Origin of the sequence: Streptococcus sp. 2154 (assembly GCF_013277255.1) — a bacterium.
Taxonomy (GTDB): domain Bacteria; phylum Bacillota; class Bacilli; order Lactobacillales; family Streptococcaceae; genus Streptococcus; species Streptococcus pseudopneumoniae.
Genome location: NZ_VMMK01000042.1, coordinates 44916 through 57536, shown reverse-complemented (window position 1 = coordinate 57536; position 12621 = coordinate 44916). Strand labels below are relative to the sequence as shown.

Annotated in this window: 14 protein-coding genes; 10 read left to right on the top strand and 4 right to left on the bottom strand. The window is 41.3% G+C overall.

Features of this window, described 5'->3' with window-relative positions:
* Positions 1-707 precede the first annotated feature (707 nt).
* Positions 708-1418 (top strand): purine-nucleoside phosphorylase, encoded by a 711-nt coding sequence (gene deoD / locus HT693_RS08125; RefSeq protein ID WP_031243322.1) that lies wholly within the window; start codon positions 708-710, stop codon positions 1416-1418.
* A gap of 94 nt (positions 1419-1512) precedes the next feature.
* On the opposite strand, the gene HT693_RS08120 is transcribed toward deoD, so the two are convergent.
* The 3 genes from HT693_RS08120 to coaA form a co-directional block, all read right to left on the bottom strand.
* On the bottom strand, positions 1513-2025 hold the full coding sequence (locus tag HT693_RS08120; RefSeq protein WP_000684199.1) for a DNA topology modulation protein: 513 nt from the start codon (positions 2023-2025) through the stop codon (positions 1513-1515).
* Between the two features lie 52 nt (positions 2026-2077).
* The gene (gene rpsT / locus HT693_RS08115; RefSeq protein WP_001274000.1) at positions 2078-2314 is read right to left on the bottom strand and encodes a 30S ribosomal protein S20; all 237 of its coding nucleotides are present in this window, start codon (positions 2312-2314) and stop codon (positions 2078-2080) included.
* A 67-nt stretch (positions 2315-2381) separates the two neighbouring features.
* Positions 2382-3302, bottom strand: a complete 921-nt coding sequence (gene coaA, locus HT693_RS08110) for a type I pantothenate kinase (protein ID WP_119943135.1) — start codon at positions 3300-3302, stop codon at positions 2382-2384.
* A gap of 199 nt (positions 3303-3501) precedes the next feature.
* Between coaA and HT693_RS08105 the strand changes: the two genes are divergently transcribed.
* The 9 genes from HT693_RS08105 (at position 3502) to HT693_RS08065 (ending at position 11860) form a co-directional block, all read left to right on the top strand.
* Positions 3502-3891 (top strand): hypothetical protein, encoded by a 390-nt coding sequence (locus HT693_RS08105; RefSeq protein WP_119919808.1) that lies wholly within the window; start codon positions 3502-3504, stop codon positions 3889-3891.
* A gap of 215 nt (positions 3892-4106) precedes the next feature.
* Positions 4107-4697, top strand: coding sequence for a class I SAM-dependent methyltransferase (locus HT693_RS08100; RefSeq protein WP_119943137.1), 591 nt, complete (start codon positions 4107-4109; stop codon positions 4695-4697).
* A complete protein-coding gene (locus tag HT693_RS08095) occupies positions 4694-5971 on the top strand; it encodes a pyrimidine-nucleoside phosphorylase (protein WP_119943139.1) in 1278 nt (425 codons plus the stop codon). Before HT693_RS08100 ends, HT693_RS08095 begins: the two co-directional genes overlap by 4 nt.
* A gap of 19 nt (positions 5972-5990) precedes the next feature.
* On the top strand, positions 5991-6653 hold the full coding sequence (gene deoC / locus HT693_RS08090; protein WP_119943141.1) for a deoxyribose-phosphate aldolase: 663 nt from the start codon (positions 5991-5993) through the stop codon (positions 6651-6653).
* On the top strand, positions 6640-7029 hold the full coding sequence (locus HT693_RS08085) for a cytidine deaminase (RefSeq protein ID WP_000246089.1): 390 nt from the start codon (positions 6640-6642) through the stop codon (positions 7027-7029). Before deoC ends, HT693_RS08085 begins: the two co-directional genes overlap by 14 nt.
* Before the next feature lie 89 nt (positions 7030-7118).
* The gene (locus HT693_RS08080) at positions 7119-8171 is read left to right on the top strand and encodes a BMP family protein (RefSeq protein WP_055387419.1); all 1053 of its coding nucleotides are present in this window, start codon (positions 7119-7121) and stop codon (positions 8169-8171) included.
* 143 nt (positions 8172-8314) lie between these two features.
* Positions 8315-9850: an ABC transporter ATP-binding protein gene (locus tag HT693_RS08075; protein ID WP_172925098.1), complete on the top strand. Its 1536-nt coding sequence runs from the start codon at positions 8315-8317 to the stop codon at positions 9848-9850.
* On the top strand, positions 9843-10901 hold the full coding sequence (locus tag HT693_RS08070) for an ABC transporter permease (protein WP_138704871.1): 1059 nt from the start codon (positions 9843-9845) through the stop codon (positions 10899-10901). Before HT693_RS08075 ends, HT693_RS08070 begins: the two co-directional genes overlap by 8 nt.
* A gap of 2 nt (positions 10902-10903) precedes the next feature.
* Positions 10904-11860: an ABC transporter permease gene (locus tag HT693_RS08065; RefSeq protein ID WP_050261461.1), complete on the top strand. Its 957-nt coding sequence runs from the start codon at positions 10904-10906 to the stop codon at positions 11858-11860.
* 33 nt (positions 11861-11893) lie between these two features.
* Here HT693_RS08065 and plsY read toward each other — a convergent pair whose 3' ends face one another.
* Positions 11894-12535 (bottom strand): glycerol-3-phosphate 1-O-acyltransferase PlsY, encoded by a 642-nt coding sequence (gene plsY, locus HT693_RS08060; RefSeq protein ID WP_138704870.1) that lies wholly within the window; start codon positions 12533-12535, stop codon positions 11894-11896.
* Between the last annotated feature and the right edge of the window lie 86 nt (positions 12536-12621).

Sequence of the window (12621 nt, the reverse complement as noted above, 5' to 3'; positions counted from 1 at the left end):
GTAACCATACCTACGGCAAGGCGACGTTGGCGTGATTTGAAGAGATTTTCAAAGAGTATAAACAGAAAGGTAGAGCGCGTGTTCTAATTTGAACATGAGCGGAAAAACTTAGAAAGGAAGGGGAGTTCGGGTTTGAATTGAATCCGATCTACTCTTCTCAATATTATCAAAATTAAGAAAGGAATTGACCCCATCATAAAAGCAGTGGGAAAAGATAGTTGGTCTAGCGAGCATCGCTCACTGCGCCCCACTCCTATTTTCCCTTTGGCTTTTTAACGAGTTTGGTATCTTTCTCAATATAAAATATAAAAAAGAAAGGTAGAGCATGTGTTTTGATTTGAACACGAGCGGAAAACTTTTCTAAAAACTCAGAAGAGAAGGGGAGTTCGGGTTTGAATTGAATCCGGTCTAATCTTCTCAATATCATCAAAGTTAAGAAAGAAAGGAATTGACCCCACCCTAAAAGCAGTGGGAAAAAGATAGTTGGTCTAGCGAGCATCGCTCACTGCACTCAACTCCTATTTTCCCTTTGCTTTTTGACGGGTTTGGTATCTTTCTCAATATAAAATAAAGAAAGGTAGAGCGTGTGTTCTGATTTGAACACGAGCGGAAAACTTGGAAAATAGATAATCTGACTGAAAAATCAGGATTTCTCGTCAGATTCCTAATTTTCAGTCGTTTTCTTGTCGCTCTTTGTATCATAAATTATGTCTATCCATATTGCTGCTCAGCAGGGTGAAATTGCTGATAAAATTCTTCTTCCTGGGGATCCTCTTCGTGCTAAGTTTATTGCGGAGAATTTCCTTGAAGATGCTGTTTGTTTTAACGAAGTGCGTAACATGTTTGGTTACACTGGTACTTACAAGGGCCACCGTGTATCTGTTATGGGAACTGGGATGGGAATGCCATCTATTTCGATTTATGCGCGTGAGTTGATTGTTGACTACGGTGTGAAAAAATTGATCCGTGTGGGAACAGCAGGTTCTTTGAATGAAGATGTTCACGTCCGTGAATTGGTTTTGGCTCAGGCAGCTGCAACTAACTCAAACATCGTCCGTAATGACTGGCCACAGTATGATTTCCCACAAATCGCTAGCTTTGATTTGCTTGATAAGGCTTATCATATTGCCAAAAATCTCGGTATGACAACCCACGTTGGGAACGTTTTGTCATCTGATGTCTTTTATTCAAACTACTTTGAAAAGAACATTGAGCTTGGTAAATGGGGGGTCAAGGCTGTGGAAATGGAAGCAGCAGCTCTTTACTATCTGGCTGCTCAGCACCATGTTGATGCGCTAGCTATTATGACAATCTCTGATAGCTTGGTTAATCCAGATGAGGACACGACTGCAGAAGAACGTCAAAATACCTTCACCGATATGATGAAGGTTGGATTAGAAACCTTGATTGCTGAATAAAAGAGAACACAAAAGGAAGACTTTCTGGATGAAAATCTTCCTTTTTTAGTCATTCAGTCCATACTGTGACCTTAATGAAATGTTGCTCTACCGTCTATTTTTTAAGAGATTGCAAAAAACAATCAATCTCTGCTTGAGAATGGAGAATACGCATCTTTTCTGGGTAAGTATTGTTTAAATATTGGTATCTATCCTTAGCATTTTTTGTTCGACCATCCCAGAGAATCCAACGAATAAATTCCCAGTTGAATTGCTCGGGGCATCCCTTAGCCATGCTTTCTCTCACTTTTCCTCTGTATTTTAAATAGCGCTTAAAGGCTCTTAGCAAACAATTCCAAGCAGAGAAGTTTAAAAAGATGATCTGGTTAGCTTCCTGCATTCTTTCTTCGTAATAACACCAAGAATAATTACCATCGATGACCCAAGCTTCATGCTTGGTGAGAAAATTTTTCATCTCGGTTAACATCCAATCACGGTCACTGTCTTGCCAACCAGGTTGAAATTGGAGTGTGTCCATATGAAGTTTTGGGATGGAGTAGTAGAGAGATAACTTTTCAGCTAGCGTTGACTTACCAGCACCAGAATATCCGATAATTGCGATTTTCATTTTCTACCTTTTCCAATTTGGAGACAAAAAAACAGCCTCTATGGACTGTTTCTTATTTAGCAAGTTTAGCTGAAAGACGAGCTTTATCGCGGCTTGCTTTGTTTTTGTGAATCAAACCTTTAGTTTCTGCTTTATCGATAGCTGAGCTAGCAGCACGGAAAAGTTCTTCAGATGGGTTTGCTTCGAAAGCTTTGATAGCAGTACGCATAGCTGATTTTTGAGCTGAGTTCTTTTCGTTTTGTTTAACGTTCAATTCAGCGCGTTTGATAGCTGATTTAATGTTTGCCAATGTTCTTACCTCCATATTTACTAACTATACCATTATATCTGAAAACTTACGTTTTGACAAGGGAAAATTACTTTTTTAAGTAAATTTCATCGATTTCATGGTTCTTGCTTTTATGAAGAATCACTTCCGCACGATTTCTGGTTGGTTCAATATAATTTTGTAGATTTGTGAGATTGATACTGGTCCAGACCTGATGGGCAAAGGATTCCACTTCCCCAATCGGCATTTGTGTAAAACGATAATAGTAGCTATTAGGGTCGTTTTGGGCTAGGCTCAGCATTTTCAAGAAACGGTCCAGATACCAACTCTCAATATCATCCACTCCAGCATCTACATAGATGGAAAAGTCAAAGAAGTCAGTGATATAGAGACGATCGTTTTGTGGATTTTGAAAGACATTGATTCCTTCAACAATCACAAAATCAGCAGCTTTGACACTTTGTTTCTCTTCAGGTACGATGTCGTAGATTTCATGAGAATAGACAGGAATATCCACATCTTGTCCATTTTTGATGCAGTCCAAGAAGTTGAGAAGAGCTTCCATATCATAGCTTTCAGGAAATCCCTTACGATTTAAAATCCCTTGTTCAATCAAGGTCTGGTTGGGATAGAGAAAGCCGTCAGTTGTTACCAACTCAACCGTAGCATCTGTAAGTGTACGGGACAGTAGGATTTGAAGTAGGCGACTGGTTGTGGATTTTCCAACGGCAACACTCCCAGAAACCCCAATGATAAAAGGCTGGGATTTGCTTTCACGTTGAAGGAAAATCCCTTTTGAAAAGGCCAAATCATCCTTGGTACGCTTGTAAATCTGGATGAGATGGGCTAGGGGGAGATAGACATCGGTAACATCCTGCAAGCTAATCTGGTCATTAAAACTCTTGATGGATTCTAATTCCTCTTCTGTCAAAGGAGGTGTCGTCTTTCGATGTAAAGATTGCCAAGTCTGGCGACTGATTTTTTCAAAATGTAAAAATTCGTTGGTCATTTGTTTTCCCCTAGATATTTTGTCTATCATACCATAAAAAGTTAAAAAAATAAAGCGGTTTCTTGAATGTGGTAAGTCAATAGTATATAATATAAGTAGATAGAGGATGAACAATTTATTGATGAAGTAGGAGCTGCTTTCTACTGACTTATCAGCTATAAAGGGGGCTTTGGGGTTTATAACTTATAGGAGGTGTACTATGAAAATCTTGAAACGTTACCTATTGGAACTCTGTTTTATTTTAAGTTTTGCCTTACCTTTTATAAAAGGAGTCAATGCGGATAATGGTAGACGCTTTGTGGAAATCTATTACGGTTTTACTTTTTTGATGGAACATGCCATTGTAACAGCTGTCTTTATCTGTTCGCTTTTGATTGCTTTCTTCCTAAAAAAACGGTGGACGAAATGGCTTGCTGCTGGTAGTTATTTCTTTTTAGTTCTATGGATTGCGACAGAGGGTTATTTCGCTAGAAGATCGCTAGAAGATTTGATACGATTTTGGACAAGTTTGGAAATCCTGACACAAACTTATCAGTTGGGCTTTTATCTAAACATTTTGTTGGGAATTTTGTTGATGATTAAGCAATAGTAATCAAAATGCGTCTGATGATAGACAATAAATCTTGTGTTATGTGTTTTATCATGGCAATGATAGCTGTAGTCCTAGATGAAATACAAGTTGCTTATAAAAGTTGAAAGAGATTGAAGGGGAGCTATTGTAACGCACCTTCCTTCAATCTTTTTGTTTTATTCTGGATATGTAAACGATTTACAATTCGATCCAAAATATGATAGAATAGGGTTATGAATAAAATGTACTATGCAGAAAATCCTGACGCTGCTCACGACATTCATGAGTTGAGAGTGGACTTGTTGGGAGAAAAAATGACCTTTTTAACGGATGCGGGTGTTTTTAGCAAGAAAATGATTGACTTTGGAAGTCAACTATTGCTCAAGTGTCTTGAGGTCAATCAAGGAGAAACTGTCCTTGATGTAGGCTGTGGTTACGGACCTTTGGGCTTGTCTTTAGCAAAGGCTTATGGAGTTCAGGCGACCATGGTCGATATCAACAATCGTGCTTTGGATTTGGCACGACAAAATGCTGAACGAAATAAAGTAGAAGCGACGATTTTCCAGTCCAACATCTATGAACAAGTTAAAGGGAAATTTGACCATGTCATTTCAAATCCCCCTATCCGTGCGGGTAAGCAAGTGGTTCATGAAATCATTGAGAAAAGCAAAGATTTTTTGGAAACTGGTGGAGATTTAACAATCGTTATCCAGAAAAAACAAGGGGCCCCAAGTGCTAAGTCCAAGATGGAAGATGTCTTTGGCAACTGTGAAGTCGTCAAAAAAGATAAGGGATACTATATCCTTAGAAGTGTGAAAGAATGAGAGCAGTTGATTTAATCCAAAAAAAACGAGATGGTCAAGAACTGACTTCGAGTGAAATTGAATGGCTAGTTGAAGGCTATGTGTCAGGAACTGTTCCTGATTATCAGATGTCTGCCTTTGCTATGGCTGTTTATTTCAAAGGAATGACGACACGAGAAATCTCAGATTTGACTATGAAGATGGTTAAGACTGGTCAAGAGTTTGATTTATCAGCTATTGATGGGGTTAAGGTAGACAAGCATTCTACGGGTGGTGTTGGTGATAAGGTGACCTTGATTTTGGCTCCCCTTGTTGTTAGCTTCGGTGTACCTGTGGCAAAAATGAGTGGTCGTGGTCTCGGCCATACTGGTGGAACAATTGATAAATTGGAGTCCATTAAGGGCTATCAAGTAGAACGCAGTCAAGAGGATTTTATTCGTCAGGTTCAGGATATTGGAGTATCTGTCATTGGGCAATCAGACCAGCTGGTTAAAGCTGACAAGCTTCTCTACGCCCTTCGTGATGTGACCGCAACTGTTGACACGATTCCTTTGATTGCTAGTTCGGTGATGAGCAAGAAAATCGCGGCAGGAGCGGATGCTATTTTGCTAGACGTGACTGTCGGTGAGGGTGCCTTCATGAAGACGGTTGATGAGGCGCGTGAATTGGCTCAAACCATGGTGGAACTTGGTAAGGCAGTTGGTCGAAAGACGGTAGCAGTGATTACGGATATGAGTCAGCCCTTGGGACGAGCGATTGGAAATCGTCTGGAGATCCTTGAAGCACTGGAGATTTTACAAGGGCAAGGCCGTCAGGATATTACTCACTTCATATGTGAGTTGGCTCAAATTATGCTTGGTTTGGCAAATGTAAATAAAACAGTTGAAGAAGTTCGCCAACATCTTGAAAATGGTCAAGCACTGGCTAAGTTTGAGGAGATGGTCCAAGCCCAAGGTGGAGACTTGGAAGACCTCTATCGTCCTGTCAATGTTACCCATGTGGTGGAAATCCCTGCTCAGGAAACGGGTGTCATTTCAGCTCTTCCAGCAATGGAATTTGGGCTTTATGCCATGAGACTGGGGGCAGGCCGTGCAGTCAAGTCTGATGCCTTGGACTATGAAACAGGAATTGTTTTTGAAAAGAAGGTGGGAGATTCCGTTCAAAAGGGAGAAATTGTTGCAAAAGTATACACAAATGGAAAAATTTCTCCTCAGCTAGTTACAGATTTTCAAAAATATGTTAAAATAAATGATAGGGTGCAAAGTTTACGAGAAATTATAGAAATTATCTCATAAACCGCAGGAGAATCCGAATATGAAATTAAATAAATATATCGATCATACGCTTTTAAAGCAAGATGCAAAGGAAAAACAAATTGATAGTTTGTTGTCTGAGGCTAGAGAGTATGATTTTGCCAGTGTTTGCGTTAATCCGACCTGGGTTGAACATGCCAAAAAAGGGCTTGAAGGCACAGATGTCAAGGTCTGCACAGTAGTAGGTTTCCCTTTGGGGGCAACAACTTCAACTGTGAAAGCTTTTGAGACAAAAGAAGCTATCCAAAATGGTGCAGATGAGATTGATATGGTGATCAATGTTGGGGCTCTCAAATCAGGTAATTTAGCCTTGGTTGAATCGGACATCCGTGCTGTTGTAGAAGCAAGTGGTGACAAGTTAGTGAAAGTCATTATTGAAGCGTGCCTTCTGACAGACCAAGAAAAAGTTGTGGCTTGCCAATTAGCCCAAAAAGCTGGAGCTGACTTTGTCAAAACATCTACTGGCTTTTCAACTGGTGGTGCTACGATAGCAGATGTTCAACTAATGCGTGAAACAGTTGGAACTGAGATGGGTGTCAAGGCTGCTGGTGGAGCTCGTTCTTATGCAGATGCTCTAGCCTTTGTAGAAGCAGGGGCGACCCGTATCGGAACGTCAGCTGGGGTAGCCATTCTAAAAGGAGAATTGGCAGATGGCGACTACTGAGTTGATTGAACTGGCAATTGAAACCAGCAAACATGCCTATGTCCCCTATTCTCACTTTCCTATCGGAGCAGTTTTAGTAGCCAAAGACGGAAGTGTTTACACGGGAGTGAATATCGAAAATGCTAGCTATCCTTTGACCAATTGCGGTGAGAGAACAGCCATTTTTAAGGCTGTATCTGAAGGGCAAAGAGAATTTTCAGAGCTGATTGTTTATGGTCAAACTGAAAAACCGATTTCACCATGTGGTGCTTGTCGCCAAGTAATGGTCGAATTTTTTGAACAAGATCTAAAAGTGACCTTAGTCGCAAAAGATAAATCGACGGTCGAGATGACGGTCGGGGAATTACTTCCATACTCTTTTACAGACTTAAATTAGTCTGAGTCGCTCTCTGAGTGGCACGGTCCTTGCGGCCAACCAATCCATACTTGCAACATCGTTGCACATCTTATTTAGGAGGTTCAGTAATGAACAAGAAACAATGGCTAGGTCTTGGCCTAGTAGCAGTGGCAGCAGTTGGACTTGCTGCATGTGGTAACCGCTCTTCTCGTAAGGCAGATTCATCTTCTGATGTGAAGACAAAAGCAGCAATCGTCACTGATACTGGTGGTGTTGATGACAAATCATTCAACCAATCAGCTTGGGAAGGTTTGCAGGCTTGGGGTAAAGAACACAATCTTTCAAAAGATAACGGTTTCACTTACTTCCAATCAACAAGTGAAGCTGACTACGCTAACAACTTGCAACAAGCGGCTGGAAGTTACAACCTAATCTTCGGTGTTGGTTTTGCCCTTCACAATGCGGTTGAAGAAGCAGCTAAAGAACATTCTGACTTGAACTATGTCTTGATTGATGATGTGATTAAAGATCAAAAGAATGTTGCGAGCGTAACTTTCGCTGATAATGAGTCAGGTTACCTTGCAGGTGTAGCTGCAGCAAAAACAACTAAAACAAAACAAGTTGGTTTTGTAGGTGGGCAGGAGTCAGAAGTTATCTCTCGTTTTGAAGCAGGATTCAAGGCTGGTGTTGCGTCAGTAGACCCATCTATCAAAGTACAAGTTGACTACGCTGGTTCATTTGGTGATGCTGCTAAAGGTAAAACAATTGCAGCCGCACAATACGCAGCCGGTGCAGATATTGTTTACCAAGTAGCTGGTGGTACAGGTGCTGGTGTCTTTGCAGAAGCAAAATCACTTAACGAAAGCCGTCCTGAAAATGAAAAAGTTTGGGTTATCGGTGTTGACCGTGACCAAGAAGCAGAAGGTAAATACACTTCTAAAGATGGTAAAGAATCAAACTTTGTTCTTGTATCTACTTTGAAACAAGTTGGTACAACTGTAAAAGATATTTCTAACAAGGCAGAAAAAGGTGAATTCCCTGGCGGTCAAGTGATCGTTTACTCATTGAAAGATAAAGGGGTTGACTTGGCAGTAACAAACCTTTCAGAAGAAGGTAAAAAAGCTGTCGAAGATGCTAAAGCTAAAATCCTTGATGGAAGCGTAAAAGTTCCTGCAAAATAATGGATGGAAGTCATTTCTTAGGAAGCGGCCCTCGGCCGCTTTTTTAAGAGTTGAGACAAAGTCATTTTGTCTCAGTAAAGCTTGCTACTAGATAAAATAGCAAGTTTTATTGAAATAAAATAAGACTCTGAAAGGAAGAGCACATGGCACACGAAAATGTCATAGAGATGCGTGATATTACCAAGGTGTTTGGCGAATTTGTTGCCAACGACAACATCAACCTGCACCTACGAAAGGGTGAAATTCATGCACTTTTAGGAGAAAATGGGGCTGGAAAGTCCACGCTCATGAACATGTTAGCAGGACTTCTTGAACCAACTAGTGGTGAAATCGCGGTCAACGGTCAAGTTGTCAACCTCGACTCCCCATCTAAAGCAGCTGGCTTGGGAATCGGAATGGTTCACCAGCACTTTATGTTGCTAGAAGCTTTCACGGTGGCTGAAAACATCATTTTAGGAAGTGAATTGACTAAAAATGGTGTACTAGATATTGCTGGAGCTAGCAAAGAAATCAAGGCTCTTTCTGAACGTTATGGCTTAGCTGTGGACCCTTCTGCCAAGGTGGCAGATATCTCAGTTGGAGCCCAACAACGTGTAGAAATTTTAAAAACCCTTTATCGGGGAGCTGATATTCTTATTTTTGACGAACCAACGGCTGTTTTGACTCCATCAGAAATTGATGAATTGATGGCTATTATGAAAAATCTTGTCAAAGAAGGAAAATCAATTATCTTGATTACCCACAAGTTGGACGAGATTCGCGCAGTTTCTGACCGCGTTACAGTTATCCGTCGTGGGAAATCAATTGAAACCGTCAAAATTGCAGGGGCTACTAATGCTGATTTGGCGGAAATGATGGTAGGACGTTCTGTTTCCTTTAAAACAGAGAAGCAAGCCTCTAAACCAAAAGAAGTGGTTTTGTCTATCAAAGACTTGGTGGTTAATGAAAACCGCGGTGTCCCGGCTGTGAAAAATCTATCCTTGGATGTTCGTGCTGGAGAGATTGTTGGGATTGCGGGGATTGATGGAAATGGTCAGTCTGAACTGATTCAAGCCATCACAGGTCTTCGCAAGGTTGAATCTGGGAGCATCGAGCTAAAAGGAAATTCAACTGTAGGCTTGCACTCACGACAAATTACAGAGTTGAGTGTTGGGCATGTTCCAGAAGACCGTCACCGTGATGGTTTGATTTTGGAAATGATGATTTCTGAAAATATTGCCCTTCAAACCTACTATAAAGAACCACATAGTAAAAATGGAATTTTGAACTATTCAAATATTACTTCTTATGCTAAAAAGCTAATGGAAGAGTTTGATGTTCGTGCTGCCAGTGAATTTGTTCCTGCAGCTGCACTCTCAGGAGGAAATCAACAAAAAGCAATTATTGCTCGTGAAATTGATCGAGATCCTGATCTCCTTATCGTCAGCCAGCCAACTCGTGGGTTGGATGTCGGTGCCATTGAGTATATCCACAAACGCTTGATTGAAGAGCGTGATAATGGGAAGGCTGTCCTTGTTGTCAGCTTTGAACTAGATGAGATTTTAAACGTCTCAGACCGTATTGCCGTTATCCACGATGGTAAGATTCAAGGTATTGTATCACCAGAAACAACCAATAAACAAGAACTTGGTGTCTTGATGGCTGGTGGAAACTTGGGAAAGGAGAAGAGTGATGTCTAAAAAATTACAACAAATTTCGGTTCCCTTGATCTCTGTCTTCCTTGGAATTTTACTTGGAGCCATTGTCATGTGGATCTTCGGCTATGATGCTATTTGGGGCTACGAAGAATTGTTCTATACAGCCTTTGGTAGCCTGCGTGGGATTGGAGAAATCTTCCGTGCAATGGGGCCTTTGGTCTTGATTGGTCTTGGATTTGCTGTTGCCAGTCGTGCAGGTTTCTTTAACGTTGGGCTTCCTGGTCAGGCTTTGGCAGGTTGGATTTTAAGTGGTTGGTTTGCCTTGTCGCATCCAGATATGCCCCGTCCCTTGATGATTCTAGCAACCATCGTGATTGCCTTGATTGCTGGTGGGATTGTCGGAGCGATTCCGGGTATTCTGAGAGCTTATCTAGGGACGTCAGAGGTTATCGTCACCATCATGATGAACTACATTGTCTTGTATGTAGGGAATGCCTTTATCCATGCCTTTCCTAAAGAATTCATGCAAAGTACAGATTCGACCATTCGTGTCGGGGCTAATGCAACCTATCAGACACCTTGGTTATCTGAATTGACTGGTAACTCACGGATGAATATTGGTATTTTCTTTGCCATCATTGCCGTTGCAGTTATTTGGTTTATGCTCAAGAAAACGACTCTTGGTTTTGAAATCCGTGCAGTTGGTCTTAATCCACATGCTTCAGAATATGCTGGTATTTCTGCCAAACGAACAATTATCCTCTCAATGATTATCTCAGGTGCCTTGGCAGGTCTTGGTGGAGCTGTTGAAGGACTAGGAACCTTCCAGAACGTCTATGTTCAAGGGGCATCATTAGCTGTCGGATTTAACGGGATGGCGGTTAGTCTGCTTGCGGCTAACTCACCAATCGGTATTCTCTTTGCAGCCTTCCTATTTGGCGTTCTACAAGTTGGAGCCCCAGGTATGAATGCGGCGCAGGTACCGTCTGAGCTTGTCAGCATTGTAACAGCGTCTATTATCTTCTTTGTCAGTGTTCATTACCTTATCGAACGCTTTGTCAAACCGAAAAAACAAGTTAAAGGAGGTAAGTAAAGATGTCTATTACAACCTTGCTCACCCTCTTGGTGTCTTCTATGCTGATTTACTCAGCACCCCTCATCTTTACAAGTATCGGCGGTGTTTTCTCTGAACGTGGTGGTGTGGTAAACGTCGGTCTTGAAGGAATTATGGTTATGGGTGCCTTTTCTGGAGTTGTCTTTAACCTTGAATTTGCAGAACAATTTGGAGCAGCAACTCCATGGCTATCTTTGCTAGTTGCAGGATTGGTTGGTGGTGTCTTCTCTATCATCCACGCAGCAGCGACGGTTCATTTCCGTGCAGACCATGTTGTCAGCGGTACGGTATTGAACTTGATGGCGCCTGCCTTAGCTGTTTTCTTGGTTAAAGTTCTTTATAACAAAGGACAAACCGACAACCTAAGTCAGACTTTTGGACGCTTTGATTTCCCAGTCTTGGCAAATATCCCAGTTATCGGTGATATCTTCTTCAAGTCAACTAGTTTACTTGGTTATCTGGCGATTGCCTTCTCATTCCTTGCTTGGTTTATTCTCTTTAAGACTCGCTTTGGTCTTCGTCTTCGCTCTGTCGGTGAACATCCTCAAGCAGCGGATACCTTGGGAATCAATGTCTACAAGATGAGATATTTAGGGGTTATCATTTCAGGTTTCCTAGGTGGAATTGGCGGAGCGATTTATGCTCAATCCATCTCAGTTAACTTCTCAGTGACAACTATTGTTGGACCTGGATTTATCGCTCTTGCTGCGATGATTTTTGGGAAATGGAATCCAATCGGAGCCATGCTATCTAGTCTCTTCTTTGGGCTTTCACAAAGTTTGGCTGTTATCGGTTCTCAATTGCCGTTCCTACAAGGAGTGCCTACGGTTTATCTTCAAATCGCACCTTATGTTTTGACCATTCTTGTCTTGGCAGCCTTCTTTGGAAAAGCAGTTGCACCAAAAGCAGATGGTATTAACTATATCAAATCAAAATAAGCATACAAAAAACGTCAGTACAGAACTGGCGTTTTATTTTTTAGGATGTTGGTTGGTTAAGTTCAATCCCCAAGGGACTAAATTTTCAGTTTTATTTTGGATGCGTGTGATATTATCCTTATGTCGAATGATAATCAAACTAGCAAGTGCTAGGATAATAGCGATGAAGAGAGGGTCATAGTGACTCAGGATAAAACCAAAAAGTGGAAAGAGTAGAACTCCGATAACAGCTGCGATAGATGCTGTGACACTGGAAAGTGAAATCATACTGCCTAGATAGAGGGTTCCAAAGAAAACAACTGCTAGGTAGAGACAGAAGACAGGCGCAAATCCAAAAATCACTCCAGCACTGGTTGCGACAGCCTTGCCACCCTTAAATCCTGCAAAGATAGGGAAGGTATGGCCGATAACAGCCAAAAGTCCAAAGATGAGAGGAGAAACGCCTTGCAGATGAAACATAATCGGAAGAAGCGTTGCTAGGGTTCCTTTGAAAAAGTCAATCACAAAGGTTGCCATACCAGCTTTCTTACCTAAAATGCGGAAGGTATTGGTCGTTCCAGTGTTACCAGAACCATGCTCACGTAGATTGATTTGAAAGAATACTTGTCCAATCCAGAGACCAGACGGAATCGAACCCAGCAAATAGGCTAGGATTAATAAAACTATTGTAATCATACTCCTATTATATCATGAAATGGAGAAGAAAGGCAGAGAATCTCTTCTGAAATTGTCACAGCGGAGAAAGAAAAATTTTGCAAAAT

Coding starts and splice junctions, on each gene's coding strand:
- deoD (WP_031243322.1), top strand. CDS start 708: ATGTCTATCCATATTGCTGCTCAGCAGGGTGAAATTGCTGATAAAATT.
- HT693_RS08120 (WP_000684199.1), bottom strand. CDS start 2,025: ATGAAAATCGCAATTATCGGATATTCTGGTGCTGGTAAGTCAACGCTA.
- coaA (WP_119943135.1), bottom strand. CDS start 3,302: ATGACCAACGAATTTTTACATTTTGAAAAAATCAGTCGCCAGACTTGG.
- HT693_RS08105 (WP_119919808.1), top strand. CDS start 3,502: ATGAAAATCTTGAAACGTTACCTATTGGAACTCTGTTTTATTTTAAGT.
- HT693_RS08100 (WP_119943137.1), top strand. CDS start 4,107: ATGAATAAAATGTACTATGCAGAAAATCCTGACGCTGCTCACGACATT.
- HT693_RS08095 (WP_119943139.1), top strand. CDS start 4,694: ATGAGAGCAGTTGATTTAATCCAAAAAAAACGAGATGGTCAAGAACTG.
- deoC (WP_119943141.1), top strand. CDS start 5,991: ATGAAATTAAATAAATATATCGATCATACGCTTTTAAAGCAAGATGCA.
- HT693_RS08085 (WP_000246089.1), top strand. CDS start 6,640: ATGGCGACTACTGAGTTGATTGAACTGGCAATTGAAACCAGCAAACAT.
- HT693_RS08080 (WP_055387419.1), top strand. CDS start 7,119: ATGAACAAGAAACAATGGCTAGGTCTTGGCCTAGTAGCAGTGGCAGCA.
- HT693_RS08075 (WP_172925098.1), top strand. CDS start 8,315: ATGGCACACGAAAATGTCATAGAGATGCGTGATATTACCAAGGTGTTT.
- HT693_RS08070 (WP_138704871.1), top strand. CDS start 9,843: ATGTCTAAAAAATTACAACAAATTTCGGTTCCCTTGATCTCTGTCTTC.
- HT693_RS08065 (WP_050261461.1), top strand. CDS start 10,904: ATGTCTATTACAACCTTGCTCACCCTCTTGGTGTCTTCTATGCTGATT.
- plsY (WP_138704870.1), bottom strand. CDS start 12,535: ATGATTACAATAGTTTTATTAATCCTAGCCTATTTGCTGGGTTCGATT.